Here is a 23,579-nt window from a genome sequence, read left to right as displayed (position 1 = left end):
TCAGCGCGCCGGCTGCTCGACCCGGGCATGGTGGGCGCCGCGATGCGCCCGCGGGGCCGGCAGCGCGCTCGCGGCGGTCTCGACCGGGGCCGCGACCGAGCCGGTCACCAGGGCGTCCGTGCGGGCCGGCGCGTTCGGGGCGACGAGCTCGTAGCCCCAGAGGCGGAAGGTGCGCTCCTGCGCGTGCGCCGGGGCGGCGGCGGTGCCGAGCGCGAGGGCCAGGAGGGCGGCGGAAGCGACACGAAGGGTCATGGCGGATCTCCATCGAAACCGAGGCTCGCGGCGGTCGCCTCAGCGGCCGCCCGGCCAGCCCGGCATGAAGCGTTGATATCAACGATCGGGGCGGCCCGATGTGCGCCAGCGCACACCAGTTGATATCAACTCATTGGCTTGATGGATCGTCGCGGCGCTCTACCGCGCGGAGCGGCGGCTTCCTATGATGGATGTCAACAAATCGGGAGGAGGCGGATCACCCATGACGGAGACAATCGCGCTGACGCCGGCGATGGTCGCGGCGATCGGGCGGAGTTGCGTGTGTTTCAGCGTGCAGCGCGCGGCCCGCAGCCTCGGCCGACACTCCGACGCCGCTTTCCGCTCGCTCGGCCTGTCGAGCTGGCAATTCGCCCTGATGATGATGCTGACGCGGCCGCAGCCGGCGACCCTGAGCGAACTCGCCGAGGGTCTCGCCATGGACCGCACGACGATCACCGCGAACCTGAAGCCCCTGGAGCGGCGGGGCCTGGTGCAGGTCGAGGTGGACGCGGCCGACCGGCGCGTTCGCCGCCCGCAGCTCACCGAGGAGGGCCGCGCCCTCCTGCTCCAGGCGATTCCGCTCTGGGAGAAGACGCAGGCGGGATTGATGGAGCGCCTCGCGGCCTTCGACGTCCCGGAGTTGCGCAAGGCGCTGGCCGCGCTCACCGACCAGGGCCAGCCGCTGTTTCGCGGCTGGCCAGAGGCGTGAGATGCGGTCCGCTCGATCGGGAGGGACCGCGTGGCTGTTCGTCACCGGCTTTCCCGCCCGTCGCGGGTGCGCGGCCGTCTCCCGGTACGAGGATACGAGGTGCGATCGGTGTATCCGGTCCTCGATATCGTCGCGGGATCCGATGCTCCAGAGGGGGCTAGAGGTTTCCCACGTCGGGGGGTGAGGACGCTCCGTCCCCGCATGCGGGAAGAGGAGAAACCCGTGCTTCATCCGGCGACGTGTCGACGTTCTGGCCTCGGCGGGAGAGAGGCGCCCAGCGTCGGGCCCGGGCACGGGTCGCTGTCGTCCTCTGACGTCCGACCGTTGCGCCGCCGCCAGCGTCGAGAAGGATCGCGCCGCCGATCACGAGACGCCTCCGGGAGGAGCGCGGTGCCGTCGTGCCGATGGGGTGAGCGCTCGCGGAGCGGGCCTGCGGTCCAGGGCCAATCCTAATCATCGCCGAACCTGTCGCGGCCTGGATCGAAGCAGCGATAGCCGACGAGGCATTCCGGGTTGTCGCGCGTCGGCACGAAGGCGTTGGTCGTCGCCTGCGTGGGCTCGCAGAAGCTGCGGTCGCGCACGTAACGGTCGTAGGTGGAGCCGCCGGTGCCCAGCACCGCGGCTCCCCGCGCCGTCAGCAAGCCCCGCGCCTGCTGGCACGTCATGGCGGTGGTCGACGGGCGCTCCTGCGCGTGCGCCCCGGTCGGCACCGCCAGGCCCCAGGGGGTGAGACACGCGAGGAGGGCGAAGCGCATTCTCGGCGGGGCATGGCGGGACAGCACGGGGGACTCCGGGTTCGGCAGGCGGTGAACGTTCGCGACCGCTCCCGGGTGCCATCCGCCTCGGCCCGCCGAACCGCCCCGCCCGAGGCCTTGCAGACGCTCCGCGCTATTCCCTTACGTCATGTCGTGCGCCAGCGCACACCGGCCGTGCAGGGGCCGTCCCAGGATCGCGATGGGGCGGGGTCCTGGTGGGCTGCGCCGACGCAGACGCGACAGAGACGGCCGCCATGACCTCTCCTCTCCCGAGCCGACGCGCGATCCTGGAGGGCGGGGGCGCCGTTCTGGCGTCGGCTCTGCTGCCGCTGCGCGCGAGTGCTGCGCCGCGGATGGTTCTCAACGACGCGAGCGGCCTCAATCCGACCCCGGTGGCGCGTCACGCCGTGCTCCCGACCGCGACGGGCGATGCCCTCGTGGCGGCCGTGCGGGCCGAGCTCCGGGACGCCGCCGCCGCCGGGCGGCCGGTCTCTGTCGGGGTCGCACGCCATTCCATGGGCGGCCAGAGCCTCGCACGGGATGGGACGGCCCTGACCCTCGACGGCGGCCCGATCGAGACGGACACCGTCGGCGGCACCTACCGGGTCGGGGCGGGCGCGCGCTGGTCGCAGGTGATCCGGCAGCTCGACAGGATCGGGTTCTCGCCAGCCGTGATGCAGTCGAACAGCGATTTCGGGGTGGGGTCGACGTTCAGCGTCAACGCGCATGGCTGGCCCGTGCCGCTGGGTCCTTTCGGCTCCACCGTCCGGGCGATCCGCCTCGTTCTGGCGGATGGCAGCCTCGTGACCTGCTCGCGCTCCGAGAATGCCGACCTCTTCCGGGCGGCGATGGGGGGATATGGCCTGTTCGGAATCGTCATCGACCTCGACACGGAGATGGTGCCGAATGTCCTCTTGGCCCCGACCCACGCGGTCCTCCCCGCCGACCGCTGGGCCGACGCCTTCGCGGCCTGCGTCCTGCGGGATCCGAGAGTCCGGATGGCCTACGGGCGGCTCTCGGTGGCGCGGGCCGGCTTCCTCGACGAGGCGATCCTGGTCACCTACGCGATCGCCGATCCGCAACCGACGGTTCTGCCCGCGGCGACGTCGCACGGGGCGTTCACGCCCCTCACGCGCAAGATCTACCGCGCCCAGACGGGCATTGAGCTGGGGAAGCGCGCGCGCTGGCTTGCCGAGACCCGCCTCAGCCCGGCCGTGAATCCCGGGATCGCCACCCGCAACAGCCTGATGAGCGAGCCGGTCGCGAACCTTGCGTCGACGGATCGCGGCCGCACCGACATCCTGCAGGAGTATTTCGTTCCGCCCGACCGCTTGACCGCGTTCCTGGCCGCGTGCCGCGAGACGATCCCGGGTTCGGGCTGCGACTGCCTCAACATCACCTCGCGCTACGTGGCGGCCGATCCGGATTCGCTGCTCGCCTACGCTCCGACCCCGCGGATCGCCGCCGTGATGTCCTTCTCGCAGGGGCTGACCCCGGGCGACGACGTCGCGATGATGCGCCTGACGGAGACGCTGGTCGACCGCGTGATCGCGCTCGGCGGGTCCTATTACCTGCCTTACCGCCTGCATGCCCGACGCGACCAGTTGGCCCTGGCCTATCCGCGGCTCGACGCGTTCGCGGCGGCCAAGCGTCGCTACGATCCCGGCCTGCTGTTCCGAAACGGGCTCTGGTCGAGCTACATGGCATAGGTGGCGGATCGGGACGAGGCTCTCGGGTCGGCGCGGGCGCCTGCGGGTCGTCAACCTCACCCCCCGCGTGTCGACGCGGCAGCCTCAGGAATGGATCGACGATGGCCGAGCAGCAGGATCGAGACGAGGCGGATATCCACCGGGCCGCGGCGCTGTTCGGCGCCGTCGCGGCCAATGCCTTCGCCAGCCTGAGTTTCCGGTTGCTGCGCCGGTTGGTCGACGAGCCGGGCTTCGCGGACGACTTCGCCACGATGGCCGATGAGATCATCGGCGAGGTGAGGGACACGCGGCCGCCCGGCTACGGCGCCGAGCAGGACGCCGACCTGCACCGGCAGGCCGTCGCCGAGTTGCGCGCGCAGTTCGACGAGTGGCTGCGGCAGCTTCGTCCGTCGTCCGAGCGGTAGTGCGTCGTCCGCGAGCCCTGCCTCCGGAGACGGGCGCGTGCCTCGACGGTCACGCCGCCGTCAACGGCGCCACGCTGCTCCCGGGACGGCTGCGCTCCCGTCCGGGCGGAGATCCCGGCCAAGCGGAGACCTCGGGGACGAACGGGAATTTCGGGATGGTGGCGCTCTCGATAGACCCGGGACAACCCCGAGAATGCAGTGAATTATCAGGAAGTTTACCACGTATTCGAGCAATCCCGAGCGCGTTGTTGACGAGGTAGGCAGGCTCGTCGGAGAGCCGCCACAGCATCGCCCTGGCGCCTGTCGCCGATCAGGCCGCCAGGATCACCCACACGCCGATGGTGGCCTAGGGCAGCATCCGATCACGTTGCAATCGGACACTGCTCTAGGTCTTTGCTTTTCAGGCATTTTCTACGACGAACCGGTATCCACTTCGTCGGAAAATGCTCCAGGCGCTGCGGACACTTACCGGAGCCACACGACGATAGCGGCGATGGTGACCACGGCGGCGTAGTTGCGGGCAGTTCTCTCGTGGCGTGTGGCGACGCGCCGGAACTGCCTGAGCTTGGCAACGCAGGACTCGATCAGGTGGCGCTCGGTGCAGAGGGCCGCGTCGAGACCATACTTCTTGGCTCGTGAGGGATTGTCCGGGATCAGGCCCTTGGCGGCCTTGGCGGCGATCGCCTGGCGCAGCCGGTCGCCATCGTCGGCCGCATCGGCCAGCACCACCGCAGCAGGGAGATCCACAAGCAGAGCCTCAGCCTGTGGCGCGTCGCCCTGCTGGCCCGCCGTCAGGGCAAACCGGACCGGACAGCCCAGACCGCGGACGACCAAGTGGATCTTGGTGCTCAGGCCGCCGCGGGACCGGCCGAGCGCCTGATCGGAGGGCGCGGGATCATCAGACCCCCTTTTTTCGCGCCCGCCGCATGTTGGTGAGCGCGTACGATGGTCGAGTCGACGATCAGGTCCTCGAAGTCGGGATCGTCGGCCATGGCCTCGGAGGCGCCACCACACGCCCTTCTGGCTCCAGCGACTGAAGCGGCGGAACACGACCTGAGAGACGCGAGAGGTATGCTCCGGATCCAGCGGTCAAAGTGAGAACCAGAGAGCGCCTCGCGCGGTGTCGTGGTGCGCGCCATCCTCGAAGGATCTAATCACCGCGGCCTAATCTCATCGCCTTCCGATAGGCCGATTGTATAGAGCAAAAGATCTAAATGACCTTCCCACGGTTTCACAAGTTGCAGATTACATGTTGAAGTTGGTGAAAAAGTCGAACCTGTATTTATGAAAGTATTCATGATTCCACGATACTGTATTCCGGGTCAGGCTGCGTCTCTGTTGTTCCCAGCCGAAACCTGAGCGTCAGCGCACCTGGCAATCCACATTTCGCCACAACTCGCTTTATAAGGCAGAACCGAGATGACCCATGTACGAGTTAATAGGTCGGTCAAAACGGCCCTGCTAGCTCCTATTTTGGGTTTATCAGGCTTGCTGCTCTTCGCCGATGGCCGTCAAAGCTTGGATGCGTGGCACAGCTACCGATCGGCCCAGGCAGCTCAGGAGTTCGACGCCGGCGCGAATCGCTTCGTCACGGGCCTCTTCGAAGTGCTCATGGAGCGCCTTGCCACCAACAATGGACTTCAGGCGCCGGCGCCCGCGAGCGTCGAAGTCCTGGATGAAGTCGAGCGACGACGCCTTGCTGTACGGCAGAACTTCGACATCGGTCTGACGGCCTTGGAAAGGTTCGACTTCCCCAACAAGCAAGCCCTGCTGCAGGACCTCAGCACGGCCGTGAATGCCGCCAATCAGGCGCGTCGGCAGGCCGACGACGCCCTGAAGCTCCCGCGCGATCAGCGCGACGAGGTTCTGCGTAAATCCTATGTGCCGGCTATCACGGCCTCGGTGAACGCTGCTCTGAAGGTCTGGTTTGCCGCCCTCCATGATGCAGCTACCAGCGATCCAAGTCTGGCCCGCCTTGCGATCATCAAGGAGCTTGGGTGGCGCATGCGCGACATCGCAGGCATGGAGCGCTCGAACATCGCCTCGGCCATCTCCGCAGCCGCGCCACTTCCTGCCGAGCGGATCCCGGAGAACGCAGCCATACGGTCGCGGGTCGACCTGCTCTGGCAGCAGCTCGAGAACCTGACGGCCGATGCTGCGACGTCGCCGGCGATCACGCGGGCTATGGCAAGGGCCAGGGAGGACTACTTCACCGGGTTCCGCAATCTCGCCGACCAGATGCGCAAGGCAAGCGACGAGGGTGGCAAGTACGGTCTCACGACGCCGCAGTGGGTTGGGACGACGACGCCGCAGCTGGGAACCCTCTTGCAAGTGATGTACGCGGCTGGTCAAGCGAGTGAGCTGCACACCGAAGCTGTGCGTCAGGCAGCCCTGTGGAGCCTTGCCTCGCAGCTCGCCTTGTTCCTTCTGGGGCTTGTGTCTGCGGCGAGCGCCGCTCTCATCGTGGTGCGCCGAGTGGCGAGGCCTCTTGCCGGTTTGACCTTGACCGTTGAGCGTCTCGCGACCGGGGAGACCGCCGTGATGGTTTCAGGAACGGAGCGGAAGGACGAGATCGGCGCGATCGCCAACGCGCTTGCAGTGTTCAAGAATGCGCTGATCGAGCGCGCGCACCGGGAGCAGCTGACTGCCTCGGCGGCCGACATGACGGCGCGCAGGACGCATGCGACAGCTGAACTCATCGAGCGCTTCGACGCCAAGGTGAGCGGCTTGGTTCAGGCGCTTGCCCGCTCAGCGTCAGAGTTGGAAACGACTGCCGGCGCGATGACCACGACCGCCGAGCACACCAGTCAGCAGTCGGACAGGCTCACCACGGCCGCCAACCAGACGACGGCGAACGTTCAGGCTGTTGCAGCGGCCACCGAGGAGCTTGCAGCCTCGGCCAGCGAGATAGGGGCTCAGATTGCCCAGTCTTCAGCGATAGCCGGCAGGGCGCTTGATGACGCCAAGCGGACGAACGCGACGGTCCAGACACTCGCCCAGAGCGCGCAGAAGATCGGGGACGTGGCAGCCTTGATCAGTGGCATCGCGGGGCAGACAAACTTGCTCGCGCTGAACGCCACGATCGAGGCGGCGCGTGCAGGGGAGGCTGGGCGAGGCTTTGCGGTTGTGGCTGCGGAGGTCAAGGAACTCGCCAACCAGACGGCGCGGGCAACCGAGGATATCTCGGCGCAGATCACGCAGATCCAAACTGCCACCGGACATGCTGTGGAGGCGATCCGCGGGATTGGCCAGACGATCGAGGAGGTCTACCAGATCGCCACAACGGTTTCGGCTGCGGCTGAAGAGCAGCAGGCGGCGACTCAAGAGATCGCCCGGACCATCGCGCAGGCCGCGCGAGGCACGGATGCAGTGTCGCGCAACATCGACAGCGTGCGCGAGGCGGCAACGCAGACAGGATCAGCTGCTGAGCAAGTTCTCTCAGCTGCAGCTGAGCTGGCGCAAGGATCGTCCACTCTCAGCCGTGAGGTTGGCGCCTTTATAGGTGGGATACGAGCTGCATAATGAACCGCCCCGGTTTTCCCGGAGGCTGTTTGGCTTGGGTCAGGCGGCGAGGGCTGGCTCCTGCACCTGAGCATAGTAGCGCGCTTCCGCTTCAGCGGGAGGCAGGTTGCCGATCGGCTCCAACAGCCGGCGGTGATTGAACCAGTTGACCCATTCGAGCGTGGCGAACTCCACCGCCTCGAAGCTGCGCCAGGGACCGCGCCGGTGGATCACCTCAGCCTTGAACAGGCCGTTGATCGTCTCGGCGAGGGCATTGTCGTAGCTGTCGCCCACGCTGCCGACCGAAGGTTGCACCCCGGCCTCCGCCAGCCGGTCCGTGTACCGGAGAGCCCGGTATTGCGACCCACGATCCGAGTGATGCACGAGCCCGCCCCCTTGAACAGGGCGGCGCTCGTGCAACGCCTGCTCCAAAGCATCGAGCACGAAGCTGGCGTGCGCGGTGCGCGACACCCGCCAGCCGACGATCCGGCGGGCGAACGCATCGATGACGAAGGCCACGGTGACGAAGCCGCTCCAGGTGGCCACGTAGGTGAAGTCCGCCACCCACAAGGCGTTCGGGCGCGGCGCCTGGAACTGGCGGTTGACCCGATCGAGGGGGCAAGACACCGCCGGATCGGGGATGGTGGTGCGGACCGTCTGTCCTCGCACCACCCCCGCCAAGCCCATGGTCCGCATCAGCCGCGCCACCGTGCAGCGGGCGGCCACGATCCCCTCTCGGGCGAGTTGCCGCCAGACCTTCCGGACGCCGTAGACGCCGAAGTTCGCCTCGTGCACGCGCCGGATCTCGCCCATCATCGCCGCATCGGTCTTGGCCCGCGCTGGCAGCCGGCCGGGGTCGGCGCGCCGGGCGACATAGGCGTGGTAGGTCGACGGGGCGATCGGCAGCACCCTGCAGATCGGCTCGACCCCGTAGACCTCTCGATGGTCGTCGATGAACGCGATCATGTCCGAGACCGGCGGTCGAGCTCCGCCATGGCGAAATAGGCCGACGCCTTCCTGAGGATCTCGTTGGCTTGGCGCAGCTCACGGTTCTCCCGCTCGAGCGCCTTGATCCTCTCGCCCTCATCCGTGGTCGGCCCAGCGCGCAGGCCCTGATCCCGTTCGGACTGCCGCACCCAGTTCCTGAGGGTCTCGCCCGAGCAGCCGATCTTGGCGGCGATCGACTGGATCGCCGCCCATTGCGAGCTGTGCTCGCCCTGGTGCTCCCGCACCATCCGGACCGCCCGCTCGCGGACCTCAGGCGAGAAGGGGGGTGTATGCTTCCTCATGGCTCCATCCTCTCGAGAGTTGGAGCCTCCGGAAATCCCGGGACGGTTCATAAAGGAGGGCGTATTGAGGTTATCCCACTCGCTCACTTGAACAGTAACCCGCCTCGTCGTGACGCGTGCGGGTTCTCAGGCTTGCAAACGGGCGTAGGTGGTGGGCGGGGTCTGCTGCAGGTCGCGCCGCGGGCCGAGCACCATCGTCGCCTCGGTGCGGCTGGCAGGGTGACGAGGGGCGAGCGGGTGTTGGCGCCCACGTAGGGGTGAGCGGCGCGTTCCAGATCGGCTCGCCGTCCACCCGGCAGGTGATGCGGAAGCTCATTCGTCGGACAGGAAGGCGACTTGCATCGAGGACGCCGCCTGCAAGCCGTCCACGTGGGCGAGCAGGTGCTGGCTGAAGTCGACGAGGCAGATGTCGCCCTCGGTGCCGAGCGCCTCGGCGTGCTCCACCGGGATCACCGGCCGGCCGAACAGCGTGCCGCAGGGCTGGCCCGAGATGCCGTACGCCCGCATGGCGGACCCGCCCGGCGCCGCGACGGTTCTGCTCAAGCGCCTCAGGACGGTGATCGGCTTCGGCATCGAGACGGGATGATTGAGGTCGATCCGACCCCCGGGCGACGGCGTTCGCGTCGGAGGAGATCCACACCTGGACCGAAGCGGAGATCGCGCAGCTCGAGGCCGTCTGGTCCGTAGGCTCGAAACCGCGGTTCGCCTTCGCGCTCCACCTCTTCACGGGCCGGCGGCGGTCGAACGTGCACCGCATGACCTGGGGCGACTACGACGGCGATCCGCCTCGCGTCGTCCAGCAGAAGACCGCGACCAAGCGCGCGATCGCCGCGCACCCGGACCCCTCCGCCATCCTCGCCGGCACGAAGCGAGCCGGGGTGGCGATCCGGCTCACCGATTACGGCAAGCCGTTCCCGGTGGCCGGCTAAGGCAAGGGGATGGGGGATGCGATCCGGAAGGCTGATCTGCCGGAACGGTGCGTGCTGCACGGCCTTCGCGAGGCTGCGGCACGGCGCCTCGCCGAGGCGGGTTGCACGGCCAACGCGATCATGGCGGTGACCGGCCACAGGACCCTGAGTGAGGTCGAGTGCTGCACGCGGGCGGCCCACCAAGTCCGGCTGGCCCGGGAGGTGATGCGCGAGCAGGTGGTGGCAAGCCTTCACCCGCCGATCCGCGAACCGGCAGGATACTCAAGGAGACTCAGGGGCTTGAAAGGATAGGTGGCGCTCCCAAGGGGACTGCGAAAATCCCGATAAATCAATAAGTTATCAGGAAGTGGGACCTGCGATTTGCCCACGGAATCATTATAGTTTTTGCCCCTGGGGTCCCACCGTTTCGCGGCCCCTCGCCGCAAGACTCCCGCCTGAGCCGGTGCTAGAACGAAATCAGAACACACGGGCTCCGAGCAGGAGCAGCCCGGAGGCGACCATGGCGAGCGCGACCACCTTCCTGATCCAGACCTTCGAGGTGAAGCGCAAGCGGCTGGTGCCAGGTGCCCGGGACGTCGCCCCAACCGGCAACGGCGCCTTGAAGCGCGCCGAGGCGATCGCAACCCGTAAACCGGGCGCGGCCGCGCTCCAGATCACGGCCGACAACGAGACGGGCGAGCTCGAAGGTGTCGTGATCCTTGGGCGGTTCGGCGAAGTGCCGGACGACTTCTCGGAGATGCTCGCCGGCGGCTGATGCGCCGCCGCAACCCCCGCCGCGCCTATGACGCTGAGGGCCGCGAGATCCGGCCGCCGACGATCGGACAACTCCGGGCCGAGGGCGACCGCACTGCCGCCGTGCACTGTACCGCGCCGGATTGCGGGCACGGTGCCGTTATCAGCACCGATCGTTTCCCGGCCGACCTGCCCTTTCCGGACATCGCGCTGCGCCTGCGCTGCTCGGCCTGTGGCTCCCGCGATGTCGGCGTGATGACGGACATGCTCTCGCTCTACGCCCGTCTCCGCGAAGAGACCGGCTGGAGCGCGGGGCCGGCCGACGCTCCGGCGACGCTGCCCGTCGTGGTCGGGCGCGACGTGCCGTGGCCCGATGGGTGGACGCCGGATCCGGAGGACGCGTGACAGATCGGGAATTCCGGATGGCGCGCGCGGCCCTCGGCCTCACGCCGAGCGGGACCGCGCGGCTGCTGCGCGTCGATGTCCGCCGCGTACAGCGGTGGGAGGGCGGCGAGACGGCGGTGCCCGGCACGGTCGCGGCGTTCCTGCGCCTGCTCCTCGCCCTCGGGCTCTCGGGCGAGGAGGCGATGCGGCTCACCGGACCCGCCGCCGAGTGAGCTGTGCGCTGAGAGAGGCGCCCAGACGCAGAAAAGCGCCCCGAGCCGAGGCCCGGGGCGCCTGTGGATGGCTGGTGGATGAGGCGGTGGGTCAGGGCCTGAACCGCGGCGCCTCCAGCCGGTCAAGCCGCTTCTCGATCTGCTCCTCGACCCGCGCGACCCGCTCGCGCAGGAAGCCGAAATCCCGCTCCTGCCGGCGCCAATGCTCCTGATGCTCCGCCCGCGGCACGACACCCGCGGCGAGCGCCTCGACCCGCCGGTCGCTCCGTTCCTGCATCAGCAGGATCGACGCGCGCAGGTCCGCCTGCCCCTCCTTGATCGGCCAGTAGGCGAGGCCCCCGACGACCGTTAGCACCGTCATCGCGACGCCGAGCGCCGACCAGATCACGCCCCACGGCGTCTGCTTGCCTCGGTCGAGCTTCTCGCCGAGCGCGGTCAGCGTGGTGGCGACGTTGGTGAGGGATCCCGCGATCCCCTCGACGCGGGTCTCAAGTGCCGAGAGGCGGGCATCGACGTGGGGGACGCTGGGGGTCATGGCGGTCTCGAGGTGCGCGGCGCGGCCGGTGCCCCGGGCGCGCGGGGAGGCTCAGGCCTTGAGCAGCCGGGCGGCGCCGGCGCGGGCGAGGGTGGTGAGCGGCGAGGACACGAAGAACGCGGTCAGGATCGTGCACTCGACCCCGACATACTCCGCGGGCAGCGGCTCGCAGGGCCACCCCAGCGCGAAGGTCTTCGTGAGGCACATCGCCCCGAAGTGCACGGCCGGTGGGATGCCGATGCCGTAGACGAGCCCCTTGAAGGCGGGCGCGATCGCCGCCTTCGCCGCGTTCGCGGAGGCCTCGGCCTGGAGCGTCTGCACCGCGACGTCGCGCTGCGCGTTCTGACCGTTCTGGAGTGTCTTGACGAGCGGGTCGATGACCGAGTTGCCGAGCGTCTTGATGAGGCCCGAACCGACGAAGCCTGCGAGCCGGCCGACGAGCGCGATCGCCCACTCCATCAGGGCTGCCCCCCGGGAGCCCGCGGCGCCGAGCCCGCGACCGGCGTGCTGGTGAGAACCCGCAGCACCACCGCCAGCACGCTCATGCCGGTGAGAATCGCGGCGCGGCTCGGCTCGGCGATCCCCATCGCGGCGAACAGCGGCGTGAGATCGATCGCCTGCAGCTGCTCCAGCAGCGACAGCGCGAGAATCGGGGAGAAGATGGCGAGCGTCCGCCACCCCTTGAGGCGATCGAGCATCGAGTCAGGCCTTTCGGGAGAGCGCGTCATGGAAGGCGCGCCAGGTGCCGGCGAGCAGGCTGCGGGTGGCCGATCCGGCGGCTTGCGCCCCGGAACGAAGAAGCCCGCCGGAGGGGGCGGGCTTCGTCGGCTGCAGGGCGGGACGGGGCGGTTCCGGATCGGGCGGCGCGACCGCGGCCCGCCCGAATCCGCCCGCCTGGAGCGCGGCGAGGAAGCCTCGGTAGTGGCCGGCGATGATCTCGGCCTTGTCGGTGCCGTTGATGATCCGGCGGGCGCCGACCGGATCCGCCTTGCCGGGCCCGAAGTAGTTCACGAGCCGCTTGCCCGTGAACCAGCCCTCGGTCATCCCGCGGTAACAGATCGCCGCCGCGAGGTCCGGCCGCAGGGCGAGTTCCGGCTGCGCCACGAAGGGCTGACCCAACGCGGTCTGCGCCTTGAGGTAGTTCGCCTTCCAGGTCAGTTGCACGTAGCCGCGGCCGTAATAGACCTTGCCCGTCGAGGGGTCGGTCAGGCCGTAGTGCTTGCCCCGGCCCCGGCCGATCTCCTCGACTGGCTGCAGCGTCGCCGCTGTCTCGTGGAAGGCGGTCGCCAGCACGTAGGCCTGGTCCTCGGCCGAGGTCCCGGCCGGTGCGGCGTCGAGGAGGGCGGTGAGCCCGGCCACCTGCGGGGCGGTGAGATGCCCCGGGAACGGAGCGGTGCGGACGCGCGCGAAGAAGGCCGCGCGATCGAGCGGCGGTGCCATGCAGATCTCCAGGGTGGGGTCAGTTGGTCGGGAAGGTGATGCTGCCGCGGATCTGCTTGCCGCTCAGGTCCGCGTTCCGGATGCCCCCGCCCGTCAGGGCGTTGTAGATCTGCAGCTGCCCCCCGGTATTCGAGGCAAGGATGTTCGGCAGGAACCCCGCGTCCGAGTAGACGGCGGGCCCGCCGTACTGCGCGTTCGGGCTGGACAGCGGCGTGCAGGCGGCCGGGATGCCCCCGATCACCGGCCAGGCGGCGTTCGCGGTCGTCGGATAGGTGAGCGCGAAGGTGACCGTGCACGTCTTGCCGCGCTTGATGTAGTTCGCGTTCGCGACGTTGAGGGCGAGGCCCGCGCCGCTCGCGTCGACCGGCGTCCAGGATGCCGGCCCAGGATACTCGTTCCGAGACGTATCGGTTCCGGTATACAGACCATACGTTGTCGAATACGGAAACGGAGACTGCGCAGTATTGTACCCTTCAAACCGAATGCCCCCACTGTAGGGCACCCAATTGGCCGGACCGGGATCGACCACTCCTTGAAACTGCATCCCATCGAATTTAATGTCCGTCGGGAAACCAAAGTCTCCAGGCGGCGGGGAGATGCAGATGGGGTTGCCTTTGTTACCACCGCGGACGGGATCATAGGTGATCCGCATACGCTCGAAAGTCAGCTGCTGCGCCACCCCGAACCGAATTCCACACACCCCGTCGGTCTGGCTATCCCAATTGATCGTAACGTTCTCGAATTTATCAGCAATGACGGAGGTCTGATTGCATGCGACATCTGGATTGGTGACAACGCCGTTGACGACGACCTGCGAGACACAGGCGCTGTCGCCGATTTCCATGCCGCCGCCGCCCGGACCCGGCACGACCAGCCACATGTCCCGGTAGCGCGACCCTTCCGAGGACCCGCCCCACGTGTTGAATTGCGTGCCGACGATCCGGAGGCCGGCCCTGGTGTGACCTTGAACAACGATCCTCTTCCAGTCGTTGTTCAACACATTGACCACGTTGAAGCCGTAGGCGCAGCGCTGATGGCAGTCGACGCCGACACCTTCCATGTTGAGAACTGCCGCCGGCCCCTGCAGCGTAAAGGCCGCCTGATTGGTCGCCGGCCCAATGTAGGAAAACGGCAGCCCAAGCGGTGGCGACGTGCCGGGCGTTGATTCCGTGTAGGCTCCCTTGATCTTGAGAGATACGTTGTTGCACGTTGAATATGACGTGCGGCTACCATTGCCGATCACGACAGGCGTGCTGATGTGGTACTGCAGCGAGCCCGGATAGGGCAGATACAGCGGGATGTGCGTCTTGCACGCCCAAGCGAACGCCGAAGCGAGCGCCCGGTCGTTGACCACGGCGTTCGCGCCGCCGTGATCGGCCACATCGGCCGCGAAGCTCGCCCCATCGTAGACCGGCGCGGCGGGCCGCGCCCCCCAGATGCGGATGTCGACCTCCGACCCGGCCGGGTCGGCGATCCAGCACCCGATGCGGCCCGTGGGCTGCACCTGCGCGCCGTCATCGGGCGCGGTGCAGTTCGCCGCCGACCACGTGTAGTCCATCGCCCCGCCGTCACCGGGCGCGGCGAAGCCGTTGCGGCGGATGCTGTTGAACCACGTCGGCGAGGTCTTCAGCGCCGCGACGTTGTCCACCTGCGGGCGCAGCGCCGCCAGGATGTTGCGCAGGCTGAAGCCCGAGAAGATCCCGCCCTGGACGATGACGTCGTCCACGTTCGGCCGGTAGAGATCCGGGCTCGGATACTTGGTCGCGTTCTGCGCCGTGAACGCCGCGGCCGGCGCCGTGAGGACAGCGAGGGAAAGCAGCGCGAGCAGCGCCGCGAACACGCGGGAGCGCATCGGGGATTCCTCAGGACACGGGGACGAAGGCGATGGTGTCGCCGTTGAGCCAGGGATCGCCGGGGTTCAGACCATCCGGCGCGGTCGGCAGCGCTTCCTTGATGAGGGTCAGCGTCAGGCGCCGTCCCTCGGGGCTGTCGATCGTGAAGGCGGGGTTGTCGACGCCGGTCCACGCCACCGTACCGTTGTTCCGCCACGGTGCGTTGGGTCCGATCCCCCTCGGGTCGGTCGGCAGCGACAGCCACCACGCCCGCATCGCGGTGTCGAACAGGCCGACCGTCAGGCCGGAGGCGATGTCCGAGACCCAGCCGCCGAAGTCGGACGACCAGACGCACCAGAGGTAGAGGCGCGGCTGCAGCGTCCCGGACCGCAGGGGATTGCCCGCGCGATCGAGCCAGGGCCGCGGCCCCGTGCCGTCGACCTCCAGGAACGGCGCATCCGTGTTGGCGTGGTCGATCTTGAGGAGGAGCGCGATGCCGTCGCGCAGCCTCCGGATGCCCGTGGCCGTGGCGACCGTGTAGGCGTTGCCGGTGCCAGCCGTCGTGAGGCCGCCGCCCCGGTCCGCCGCGAGCGCGGCGACGCCCGCCATGACGCCGCGCAGGCTCGACGGCAGTTCGCGGGCGGACGTGCCGTCCGCAGCGGCAAGGGTCGGGTCAGCCGTCGCGTTCCGATCGGGCGACGGCGACCACTCTAAGGCTCCCATCGGGGGCTCCCGGTTCGGTTGGACGGGGGCGGCCGGGCTCTCAGGCCCGGATCGCGAAATTGACGATGAGCGCGGGCGGCATCAGCGGCAGCGCCTGGCCGCCTCCGGTCGCATCGATCGTCGTGGCGTGGGTGTGGTTGGGGACGCCCGGGTAGCTGTGGCTGTGGTCGCCCACGGCCGCGATGGTGTGCGCGTGCGCCCCGGCCGCGTCGGTCGTGATGGTGTGGGTGTGGTTGCCCACCCCGCCGATGTTCAGGTTGTGCGTGTGCGAGCCCGCGGCGTCTGTATTGTCGAATGTATTCGGGGACCGGTCGGCCCCGATGTCCGTGACAGCCGCCCCCGATTGTCCGAGCGCGTACACCGCCTGCTGCTTGAACTGCACCGGGTGGGTGTGATTGCCTTGGTTGTCCGTCGTGCCGGAGTGGGTGTGGCTGCCGCCCCCGTCCGTCGTGCCGGTGTGGGTGTGAGAGCCCGTGGTGCCGGTGGTGCCGCCGTGATCGTGGCCTCCGGCGTTGCCGGTCGTGCCGCCCGCGAGCGCGCCCGCCGGGGCCATCTCGACGCCGTGCGAGTGGCTCGGCATGTGGTTGATATCGATCGTCGCGGTTTCCGCGCCGCCCGCGTTGCCGAGGCTGCCGCCGACGCCGCCCGCGCCGGTCAGCCGCGTGCCCGTGTAGTCCACCCCGAACGGCGCCCGTCCGCGGAGGTCGGGCACCGCGAAGGTGGTCGAGCCGTCGCCGGCCCCGAACGCGGTACCGATCGCCAGGAAGAGCGCCGAGTAGCTGGTGCGCGAGAGCGTGCGCCCATCGCACGGCACCCAGCCCCGCGAATAATCCGTTCCGCCCTGCATGCGGATCACACCGGGGCTCCCGACGTCCGGAGCCAGCAGCCGGTAGCAACCCAGGCTCGGCAGCCAGTGGATGTAATAGAGTTCCCCCGAGACGAGGGTCTGCGGGGCGCAATCCCAATTTGCCGGCCGGAGCAGGGGTTTCGGCGCGATGTTCCCGATCTGCAGCGCCACCGGCCCCGGTGACGGTGCGTCGAGAAAGCACGCGAACCAGAAGGGCTTGCCGGGATCCGGGTCCGGCCCGTGCAGCGGCAGGGAGTACGTCGAGCCGGACAGGTGGGCGGTCAGGTCGCCGGCCTGATCGAGCCGCATCATGGCGATCGCCGCCATGACCGCCCGCGCCGAGTTGTTGACCTGGGGCGGCGGCATTCCCTCCGGGAACGGGCAATCGCCGTCGATGAGGTCGTTCGAGCCCGGGTCGGTCGACCAGAGGTAGGGGTTCGGCATCGGCGAGGATCCGGGCGCGCCGAGCCGCCCCGGGGCGCTCGCGCACCCAGGCCGCAGCCGGCAGCAGGAGAGGGCGGGTCAGCGCCGCGGCAGCAGCGCGAAGAAGCGAGCCGCGTCGAACGGCTGGGCGCGCAGGGGCGGCGCGGCAGGGGCGGCCGGCAGCGGCGCGGCCTGGCTCGCGCCCGCCTGGCTGGACGGGCCGGTCAGCTGGGCGACGAGGCGCGTGAAATCGGCCGAGTCGTCGGGCTGGGGCGAGGCGGGCGCGGACGCGCCGCCGTCCCCCGGTGAGGGGGAGGGCGGCGCGAGCCCGAAGGGGGCAGGCGGCGCGGACGGCGCGGCGGATCCCGTGCCCGATGCGGTGGATGGGGCGGCCCCATCGCCGAGGATCGCCGCCGCCTTGGCGCGGTGGCCATCCATCTGCATTTCGACCTTGTCGCGCACGGTGCCCGGCGCGCCGCCGGCCGCGGCGTCGCTGGCGTCGTAGCGCCCGACCCGGCCCGCATTCACCGCCGAGTAGAGGTCGAGGAGCCCCATCCCGGGCTGCACGCCGGCGTCCCGCAGGTAGGAGACGACGGGACCGGTCAGCTGGTCGGCCGCGCTCTGGCCCTCGAAGGCACCGTACTTCTGGGCCTGCGGCTCGCCGAACTGGATCAACCCGCGATGCGTGCCCCACTTCGTGGTCGGGCCGCGCTGCCAGGGGTCGAAGGTGCCGCCGGTCTCGTAGGAGACTACCGTCCCGAGATCGAGCGGCGAGACGCCGAGCTGGCCCGCCGCGGTGACAAGGGCGGAGCGGAGATCGGAGGGGGCCATCGTGGCTCCTGAAACGCGCAAGGCCGCCCACGAGGAGCGGCCTTGGCGAGCCCGCGCGCACGGCGCGGGACGGTGGTGGTTTACGGCGGATCGCCCGTCGGGTGCAAGCGGTACGGTGATACCGCAATGCGGTGCCGGACTGCTGGTAGGGTACGAGTCCAAAACGTGTGCAAAAGCTTCCACAGCCGTGCCTTGGCGGGAGCGCGATGTATTCTGGGCTCGTTGAAGAGTGAAACGACGCGGGGTGGTTGTCGGGTGATTGAGGCGAGTAGAGCGGATGGCGGTGGACGGTCCAGCCCCGGCCGTGTTCGCTACCGGCTGCCGGTTGAGCCGCAGCGATATGAGTTGCAGGACTTGATCCGCTCGACAGGACGGACTGTCGTAAACGACAAGCAGTTTGATCTGCTGCGATCGTACGGGACACGAGACGCTTTCATCCACTGCGCTGGCGACGTGTCGCTCCTGAGTCGCAAGGCAGTTTCGATCGTTGGCACCCGAGATGTGTCGGAAGAGGGCTGGCGGAGGGCGTCACGCCTTGCCCGAGAACTCTCCGAGGCCGGTATCCTGGTGGTAAGCGGACTTGCGCGCGGTGTTGATACAGCGGCCCTATCGAGCGCAATCAAGGTGGGCGGTAAGACCGCAGCCGTAATTGGTACGCCACTCCAGAAGGCCTACCCCAACGAGAACTCAGCCATGCAGGCCGACATCGCCCAACATCACCTGCTTGTATCTCCCTTCGCTGAAGGGGAAGCGGTCTACAAATCGAACTTCCCGAAACGAAACCGCGTGATGGCGCTCTTGAGCGACGCCACTGTGATCGTGGAGGCTTCCGACACTTCCGGCACCCTGCACCAAGCCGCAGAATGCCTGAAGCAAGGGCGATGGCTCTTCATCCTGCGTTCTGTGCTGGACGACACTGCTGTGACATGGCCAGCCCGCTTTCTGAAAGATGAGCGGACCGTTGTCCTCACCAGCTCGAATGACATTCTCTCCAGGATCTAAAAGATGAAAGTCCACTTTATCTGTGGATACTACTCTGACTTAGCGCATAGGCAAATTGCTAAACGACCGGAAGATTACTGGAACGCGAACTTCTACGTCTGGGCGGTCAAAATGGGATCGTTCAAGAGGAGATTTTATGTAATAACGCACGATGGCTCCAAACGATATATCGGCAAAGACAACTTCGCTCAAGCTAGGGATGGATTTGGAAAATTTATTGAAAAGAGGATAAAAGAAGAGGGATGGGGGGACGGCGTTATTTTAGTTCCAATCCCATCGAAGGATGCAACCCTGAACGCTAAATCGTCTCGTTCTCTCGAAATGGTGACCGAGGCCACAAGAGCGACGGAATACAAAAACAGCGTGAGGGATGTCCTCAGATGGAGGCGTCAGCTGACCAAAGCAAGCGAGGGAGGAGAGCGTCGCAAGGCCGCCCTCAAACCAGAGATTGAGTTGATTGAAGATGTTGCAGGGAAAAATGTTGTTCTGATCGACGACCTTCTGACGCGCGGTGGAAATATGCTCGCTGTTAAGGAGGTCCTAGAAGAAGCGGGGGCAAATGTGCTAGGCGCGGTTGTTTGCGGGAAGACGATTTATGACTTTGAAACTAAACCCTTTGGCCGTCAAGTGTGTGAACTAACAGAAGAGGCTGGTGATTTTAGCAAAGCTATGAGCCGGGTGACCGCGCAAATCATCGAAGAGCTTGCAGGCGAGCAATGATTTGCGAAAACAAAGAGCAAACACGAAGTTGTTGCAGGCGTGCAGCCGGGCGGTACCGTGCTACCACACACGCGCGCCTCTGCGCTGATACGGTCCAGCCATGTCCTGGCCCCGCCGTATCGCATGCATCGTCGTTGGCTGTGCGCTTGTCTACTTCGCCGCGCAGCTCGCGATTCCCGAGATCGAGGCGGGCCGCTTCGTCGTCCGGGTCACCATCGCTGCCGGCTTCATGACGTTCTGCGGAGCGCTATTGGTGATGTTCGGTGCGTTTCCAAAATTCACAAATAATTGGTAGGCTTCCGTCCGACGTGAGAACGCTATGAGTGATGCTGACAAAATCCTAGGATCTTGGGACAGGCCGCCTGGCTCGCGGAATAGCGGCGAAAATGCCAGAGATGACGCTTTGATGTTTGCCATAAAAGCGCAGCGCTCCCTTGGTATGAAGGGAGATAGCTGGGACAACTATGCTGTCGCCCGTGACACGCTCAACGGCGATCTCGGACTCGCTGGGAAACAAAGAGACGCATACAATTTAGATCAAAACACCCGGGACATATTATTGGCGCATGCAAGACAAGATGCAGCACATGCACTCTGCAACTCGATCTCCCTTCTGAATAGAATTAAAAACCTAAACAGGGTGATTTACTGTTTGACAGTACTTATAATAGTTCTGATTTTAATAAACTTACTCGGTTGGAGAATTTGAGGAGCGGAGGTGCCAGAAATGAACGTCGATCAGAATGCAATCAGTCGGTGGCACTTCTCTGCGATTTTGGTCCACAGCTAGCGACGGGATAGAGTACAATCATGTCCTGGCCACGCCGCATTCTCGCGCTCGTGCTGTTCCTCGCGATCATGGAGGCGATCGCATTGGTGCTTCGGCGGACGGTCCCGGGAACGATCGGCTGGCTGGACGCAACCTTTGGCGGGTCCGTCGTCACCGGAGCAATGATCGCCCTGTGGGTCGCCGGCCTCGTCTACGTCCTGCGCGACTCAGCGCGCCGACGCCGCGCGGGGCGCTCTCAGGGCTGACGTGCCCTCGTTGGCGAGGGTGAGGAGCCGCGTCGCGAAGAGCTCAGCGTTCTTGCTCCCGGCTGGTGCGCGAGCGAGGGCTCGAAGATCCGGCAGGGCAGCCGGATCCGTGAGGATGCGGGCGATCCCTTCCGTGCTGCCGAGCATGCGCGCCCGGGTCATCAGGTCACCTGCCGCCCGGCGAGCACCGACGACGGCGCCACCAAGCGCGCCGGTCAGACCGCCGACGCTAGCGCCGGCCGCCGCGCCCGTCGCAACATCGGTCACGGCCTTGCCGATCGGGCCATGGCCCTCCTTCAGGCGCTCGCCGATCACCCGATTGAAATAGGTGTCCGAGCCCTTCTGTGGCCTGTAGCCCGTCGCTTCGAGGGTGGTCAGGAGCTTATCGAGACCACCCCAGGCCACATCCCCGTTCGGCAGCGCGCGCACGGCCGCCTCGAGATTCTGAGCCTGCTGCGGGTTGCCCCGCACGGCGGACGCGAAACCTGCGCCGCCGTACTGCGCGGGGCCGCCCTTCAGGCTCTGGGTTGCCTCGTTGAAGACGCTCTCGACGTGCTGGCGCACGAGGTGCCGCGCGACCTGAGGGTTCTGGCGAGCGAGCGCCGAGACCGCCTGCGCCACCTCCTGCGCCGAATGCGGGTCGGGATTGGTTGGGAACAGAACCCGGATCGCGTCTCGACCGGTCTGCGTCTGCGTGGCGAGCCGACCCAGCGGCGTCGCCTCGACCCGAGAGAGCCCCTCACGGGCGGCCGCCACCGCGCCGAGGCGCTGTGCGGCATCCGGGAAGGCGCCGAGCACATCCTCGTGCTCGCGCATCGCCCCACGCAAGCGGCCGGCATCGACCATGCCCTGCGGGTCAGTCACGCCGTCGAGGATCTGCGTCGTGAGCCGCCGGGACATCGCGTCCCGCGCGGCGGGCGGGGCGATCGCCGCGAACTCGCGGGCCGCGCTCGGGCTCGACAGCAGGCCCGGCACCTGTTCGGCCGGGGTCGCCGTGCGCCCGGTGAGGTCGTCGCGCTGGACGACTCGGCCGAGCGGGGTGTTGCCCCGGAAGGGTTCGAGCGGGCGCGAGTTCGCCGCGAAATTCGCGTCCGCGGTCGCGACCTCCGGTACCGCCTTCAGCTGGTCGTCGAGGGCCGAGCGCACGATCTGGAGATCGCGCACCTTCGTGCCGTCGCCGTCCCTCACCGCCTGAGCGAGGGCCTGATCGAGGCGTTCCCGCCAGTGCAGGTTCCCCTCGACGGTGAGGTCGAGTCCGCGCTCGCCGCTCGCCGGGTCGGGCGTGCCCTCGAAGGCGTCCCGCCGCGTGCCCTGGAGGGCGGAGCGGACATCGCCCTTCGCGGTGCGCAGCTGGGCATCCAGCGCGTCGAGCGCGGGCTGCGGGTTGACCTGCCCGAACCGCGGTGCGGAGACCTGTTCCGTCACGGTGGTCGGTGTGATCGTCGGAGCGGGCGGCTCGCGCATCCCGCGCACCACCGCCTCAAGCGCGTCGGCGCCGTTGTGGTGCTCGCCCCGCATCAGCGCGCCGACGACGCGGTCCCGGACGGCGGGATGCAGGCTGTTTGGGTCGACCCCGACCGACTGCAGGTCCGCCGCCGCCCGCGCCTGCGCGAGGCCCAGCGCGTTCTCGAACTCGTCGCGGGCCGCGCCCGCCGTCTGCGCCTGGGGAGCGGCCTGCTGGTTCACCGGGCGGCGCCCGACCTGCGCGCCGCCGCGCTGCTCGTTCTGCAGCGAGCGGATGAGGTCGTTCGTGATGTCGGAGGTGGCGTAGCCGTCCGCATCCGGCCGGTAGTACCCGGCATCCCGGAGATCCTGGCGCCAGAAGCCGTCGAGCGGCTTGCCGCCCTCGCGCACGACCCGGCCGGCGCCGGGCACCGTGAACTCGTGCAGCCCGGCCGCGATCAGGTCCGGGGTCGGCGCGATGCCGCCGTTGCGGGCGATGTAGCGGGCCAGCGTCTCGCCCGGTTGGGGGCCCTGCGCCGCGGGCGCAGCCGCGGCGAAGGCCTCCGCGGGCGCCGGCGCCTCCGGCGTGAAGGAGGGCGGGCCCTGGGAGGGCGTGACGATCGGCTCGCCCGGCCGCTCGACGCTCACCGTGCGGTCGATCCCGACCCGGTCGGGCGCAGCCCGGGCCGCCGAATAGTCGACGGCCGCTTGGCGGTCGCGCGCCTGCTCCAGACGGTCGACCAAGCCCCGCAACTCGGGCTGCACGATCGAGCCGGCCTGGAGCGGCGTCGTGCGGGGCCCGGCCGCCGCCTGCGCGGCCGCGAGCGCCTGTCCCTCTGGCGTCTCCGCGACGCCCGACCGGGCCGCGACCTGGACATCCGGCCCGAGCGTCGAAGGCGCCTCGATGGGTGGCGTGATCGCGTCGAACGCTGCGCGTCCGGCCCTCTCCACCTCGCCGGGGCGCGCGGCATAGAAGTCGTTCATGATCCGGCCGCCCTCGCCGCCGGAGTTGGCGACCACCCGTGCGACCTGCGACAGGCGCCCCGTGCGGCCGTCCGTGACGCGGCCGAGCGCCTCGTCGAGGGTGAGACCGACGCCGTTCTCTGGGAGTGCGCGGGACTGCTCCATCAGGCGCTGCGCCGCGGCGAGGTCCTCCTCGGACACGCCGTCGAGCGCCTCGTGCACGAGAGCCTGCCCGCTACGGTTGGCCGCGCGGGCGCCAACCATTCGACCGACGAGGCTGCCGATTCCGGGAGAGACCGCGCCGAGCGCGCCACCGATAGCGGCGCTGGTCTTTGTCGCGCCAGGGTCTCCATCGCTTCGCACTGCCGCGTCCGCACCGCCGATCGCCGCGCCGGTCAGCGCTGACGCCGCCGAGCGGGCCGCGAGACCACCAGCTCCGATCCCGAACGCTGCCGGTGCCGCCGCCACCGCGGGCAGCGTGCCGAGCACTCCGCCGCCGAGCTCGCCGGCGGTCGAGGCGACGGGGTGCTCGGCTGCCGTCCGTTCCCCAAAGCGCTCGACGTTCGCGAGCTCGTCGGAGAACCGTGTGTCATTCTTCAGCGCGCGGACACCGGCCGCCACGCGGTTGAGGCCGCCCAGCAGGTAGGGGCCGACGACGGGCACGCCGTTGACGATCCCGCGCCCGACCGCGGCCGAACCATCTCCAGTCGACGCCGCCTCGACGCCGGGCGATGGGGAAGTGCGGCTGGGCTCCACCACGGTCACCCTGGCCGGCTGAACCGTTGCACCGTCCCGGGTCGCCGCTTGATCGGGGATCAAGTCGTCGAAGGAGACCGCCGGCGCCTTCTTCGGGGTCGGGATCAGGTCATCGAAGGTGAGATCCGCCAC

At 68.3% G+C, this 23,579-nt stretch carries 26 protein-coding genes and 1 other annotated feature; of the genes, 12 read left to right on the top strand and 14 right to left on the bottom strand.

Annotated features, from left to right (window positions below):
* Positions 1-252: a hypothetical protein gene (locus ACW9J6_RS30055; protein WP_457120023.1), complete on the bottom strand. Its 252-nt coding sequence runs from the start codon at positions 250-252 to the stop codon at positions 1-3.
* A gap of 223 nt (positions 253-475) precedes the next feature.
* On the opposite strand from ACW9J6_RS30055, the gene ACW9J6_RS30050 reads away from it, so the two are divergent.
* Positions 476-961, top strand: a complete 486-nt coding sequence (locus tag ACW9J6_RS30050) for a MarR family winged helix-turn-helix transcriptional regulator (RefSeq protein ID WP_457120022.1) — start codon at positions 476-478, stop codon at positions 959-961.
* 449 nt (positions 962-1,410) lie between these two features.
* On the opposite strand, the gene ACW9J6_RS30045 is transcribed toward ACW9J6_RS30050, so the two are convergent.
* Positions 1,411-1,716, bottom strand: a complete 306-nt coding sequence (locus ACW9J6_RS30045) for a hypothetical protein (RefSeq protein WP_457120053.1) — start codon at positions 1,714-1,716, stop codon at positions 1,411-1,413.
* Positions 1,717-1,970: 254 nt separating this feature from the next.
* Between ACW9J6_RS30045 and ACW9J6_RS30040 the strand changes: the two genes are divergently transcribed.
* A complete protein-coding gene (locus ACW9J6_RS30040; protein WP_457120021.1) occupies positions 1,971-3,425 on the top strand; it encodes an FAD-binding oxidoreductase in 1,455 nt (484 codons plus the stop codon).
* A 101-nt stretch (positions 3,426-3,526) separates the two neighbouring features.
* Positions 3,527-3,829: a hypothetical protein gene (locus ACW9J6_RS30035; RefSeq protein WP_457120020.1), complete on the top strand. Its 303-nt coding sequence runs from the start codon at positions 3,527-3,529 to the stop codon at positions 3,827-3,829.
* Between the two features lie 465 nt (positions 3,830-4,294).
* Here ACW9J6_RS30035 and ACW9J6_RS30030 read toward each other — a convergent pair whose 3' ends face one another.
* Positions 4,295-4,843: an IS5 family transposase gene (locus tag ACW9J6_RS30030; RefSeq protein WP_457120019.1), complete on the bottom strand. Its 549-nt coding sequence runs from the start codon at positions 4,841-4,843 to the stop codon at positions 4,295-4,297.
* 474 nt (positions 4,844-5,317) lie between these two features.
* Between ACW9J6_RS30030 and ACW9J6_RS30025 the strand changes: the two genes are divergently transcribed.
* Positions 5,318-7,351, top strand: coding sequence for a methyl-accepting chemotaxis protein (locus ACW9J6_RS30025; RefSeq protein ID WP_457120018.1), 2,034 nt, complete (start codon positions 5,318-5,320; stop codon positions 7,349-7,351).
* A gap of 39 nt (positions 7,352-7,390) precedes the next feature.
* Here the strand turns inward: ACW9J6_RS30025 and ACW9J6_RS30020 are convergent.
* Positions 7,391-8,619 (bottom strand): IS3 family transposase gene (locus tag ACW9J6_RS30020; RefSeq protein WP_457120017.1). Its coding sequence is split into 2 segments (ribosomal slippage): positions 7,391-8,325 and positions 8,325-8,619, totalling 1,230 coding nucleotides; the frame shifts between segments, so codons are not numbered across the junction.
* Positions 8,222-8,338: a sequence feature (AL1L pseudoknot), on the bottom strand. Its footprint overlaps the gene before it by 117 nt.
* A gap of 312 nt (positions 8,620-8,931) precedes the next feature.
* Positions 8,932-9,162: a hypothetical protein gene (locus ACW9J6_RS30015; RefSeq protein ID WP_457120016.1), complete on the bottom strand. Its 231-nt coding sequence runs from the start codon at positions 9,160-9,162 to the stop codon at positions 8,932-8,934.
* A gap of 212 nt (positions 9,163-9,374) precedes the next feature.
* On the opposite strand from ACW9J6_RS30015, the gene ACW9J6_RS30010 reads away from it, so the two are divergent.
* The 4 genes from ACW9J6_RS30010 to ACW9J6_RS29995 all read left to right on the top strand — a co-directional run bounded on the left by ACW9J6_RS30010 (position 9,375) and on the right by ACW9J6_RS29995 (position 10,897).
* A complete protein-coding gene (locus tag ACW9J6_RS30010) occupies positions 9,375-9,548 on the top strand; it encodes a hypothetical protein (RefSeq protein WP_457120015.1) in 174 nt (57 codons plus the stop codon).
* A 499-nt stretch (positions 9,549-10,047) separates the two neighbouring features.
* Positions 10,048-10,302: a hypothetical protein gene (locus ACW9J6_RS30005; RefSeq protein ID WP_457120014.1), complete on the top strand. Its 255-nt coding sequence runs from the start codon at positions 10,048-10,050 to the stop codon at positions 10,300-10,302.
* Positions 10,302-10,685, top strand: coding sequence for a hypothetical protein (locus ACW9J6_RS30000; protein WP_457120013.1), 384 nt, complete (start codon positions 10,302-10,304; stop codon positions 10,683-10,685). The genes ACW9J6_RS30005 and ACW9J6_RS30000 overlap by 1 nt, the downstream gene beginning before the upstream one ends.
* On the top strand, positions 10,682-10,897 hold the full coding sequence (locus ACW9J6_RS29995) for a helix-turn-helix domain-containing protein (RefSeq protein WP_457120012.1): 216 nt from the start codon (positions 10,682-10,684) through the stop codon (positions 10,895-10,897). Before ACW9J6_RS30000 ends, ACW9J6_RS29995 begins: the two co-directional genes overlap by 4 nt.
* A gap of 91 nt (positions 10,898-10,988) precedes the next feature.
* Here ACW9J6_RS29995 and ACW9J6_RS29990 read toward each other — a convergent pair whose 3' ends face one another.
* The 8 genes from ACW9J6_RS29990 to ACW9J6_RS29955 form a co-directional block, all read right to left on the bottom strand.
* Positions 10,989-11,432 (bottom strand): hypothetical protein, encoded by a 444-nt coding sequence (locus tag ACW9J6_RS29990; protein WP_457120011.1) that lies wholly within the window; start codon positions 11,430-11,432, stop codon positions 10,989-10,991.
* 51 nt (positions 11,433-11,483) lie between these two features.
* Entirely contained in the window at positions 11,484-11,891 is a 408-nt protein-coding gene (locus ACW9J6_RS29985; RefSeq protein WP_457120010.1) for a hypothetical protein, read from the bottom strand.
* Positions 11,891-12,130, bottom strand: coding sequence for a hypothetical protein (locus tag ACW9J6_RS29980; protein ID WP_457120009.1), 240 nt, complete (start codon positions 12,128-12,130; stop codon positions 11,891-11,893). Before ACW9J6_RS29980 ends, ACW9J6_RS29985 begins: the two co-directional genes overlap by 1 nt.
* Positions 12,131-12,134: 4 nt before the next feature.
* Positions 12,135-12,872 (bottom strand): glycoside hydrolase family 19 protein, encoded by a 738-nt coding sequence (locus ACW9J6_RS29975; protein WP_457120008.1) that lies wholly within the window; start codon positions 12,870-12,872, stop codon positions 12,135-12,137.
* 19 nt (positions 12,873-12,891) lie between these two features.
* Complete coding sequence (locus ACW9J6_RS29970; RefSeq protein WP_457120007.1) at positions 12,892-14,724, bottom strand: hypothetical protein; 1,833 nt, start codon at positions 14,722-14,724, stop codon at positions 12,892-12,894.
* A gap of 10 nt (positions 14,725-14,734) precedes the next feature.
* Entirely contained in the window at positions 14,735-15,427 is a 693-nt protein-coding gene (locus ACW9J6_RS29965) for a hypothetical protein (protein ID WP_457120006.1), read from the bottom strand.
* Between the two features lie 40 nt (positions 15,428-15,467).
* Entirely contained in the window at positions 15,468-16,718 is a 1,251-nt protein-coding gene (locus tag ACW9J6_RS29960; protein WP_457120005.1) for a phage tail protein, read from the bottom strand.
* 78 nt (positions 16,719-16,796) lie between these two features.
* Complete coding sequence (locus ACW9J6_RS29955; RefSeq protein ID WP_457120004.1) at positions 16,797-17,528, bottom strand: hypothetical protein; 732 nt, start codon at positions 17,526-17,528, stop codon at positions 16,797-16,799.
* A gap of 126 nt (positions 17,529-17,654) precedes the next feature.
* On the opposite strand from ACW9J6_RS29955, the gene ACW9J6_RS29950 reads away from it, so the two are divergent.
* The 4 genes from ACW9J6_RS29950 (at position 17,655) to ACW9J6_RS29935 (ending at position 20,285) form a co-directional block, all read left to right on the top strand.
* Positions 17,655-18,530: a DNA-processing protein DprA gene (locus ACW9J6_RS29950; protein WP_457120052.1), complete on the top strand. Its 876-nt coding sequence runs from the start codon at positions 17,655-17,657 to the stop codon at positions 18,528-18,530.
* 3 nt (positions 18,531-18,533) lie between these two features.
* Positions 18,534-19,250 carry a phosphoribosyltransferase family protein gene (locus tag ACW9J6_RS29945; protein ID WP_457120003.1) on the top strand — a complete coding sequence of 239 codons (717 nt, stop codon included), beginning with the start codon at positions 18,534-18,536 and terminating at the stop codon, positions 19,248-19,250.
* A gap of 100 nt (positions 19,251-19,350) precedes the next feature.
* Positions 19,351-19,545, top strand: a complete 195-nt coding sequence (locus ACW9J6_RS29940; RefSeq protein WP_457120002.1) for a hypothetical protein — start codon at positions 19,351-19,353, stop codon at positions 19,543-19,545.
* Between the two features lie 515 nt (positions 19,546-20,060).
* Positions 20,061-20,285 (top strand): hypothetical protein, encoded by a 225-nt coding sequence (locus ACW9J6_RS29935; RefSeq protein WP_457120001.1) that lies wholly within the window; start codon positions 20,061-20,063, stop codon positions 20,283-20,285.
* Here the strand turns inward: ACW9J6_RS29935 and ACW9J6_RS29930 are convergent.
* Complete coding sequence (locus tag ACW9J6_RS29930; RefSeq protein WP_457120000.1) at positions 20,247-23,579, bottom strand: hypothetical protein; 3,333 nt, start codon at positions 23,577-23,579, stop codon at positions 20,247-20,249. The genes ACW9J6_RS29935 and ACW9J6_RS29930 overlap by 39 nt on opposite strands.

The sequence above is a fragment of the Methylobacterium sp. JK268 genome (assembly GCF_054052225.1).
Note: the sequence above shows the minus strand (reverse complement) of the source record. Positions and strands in the feature narration are given on the sequence as shown.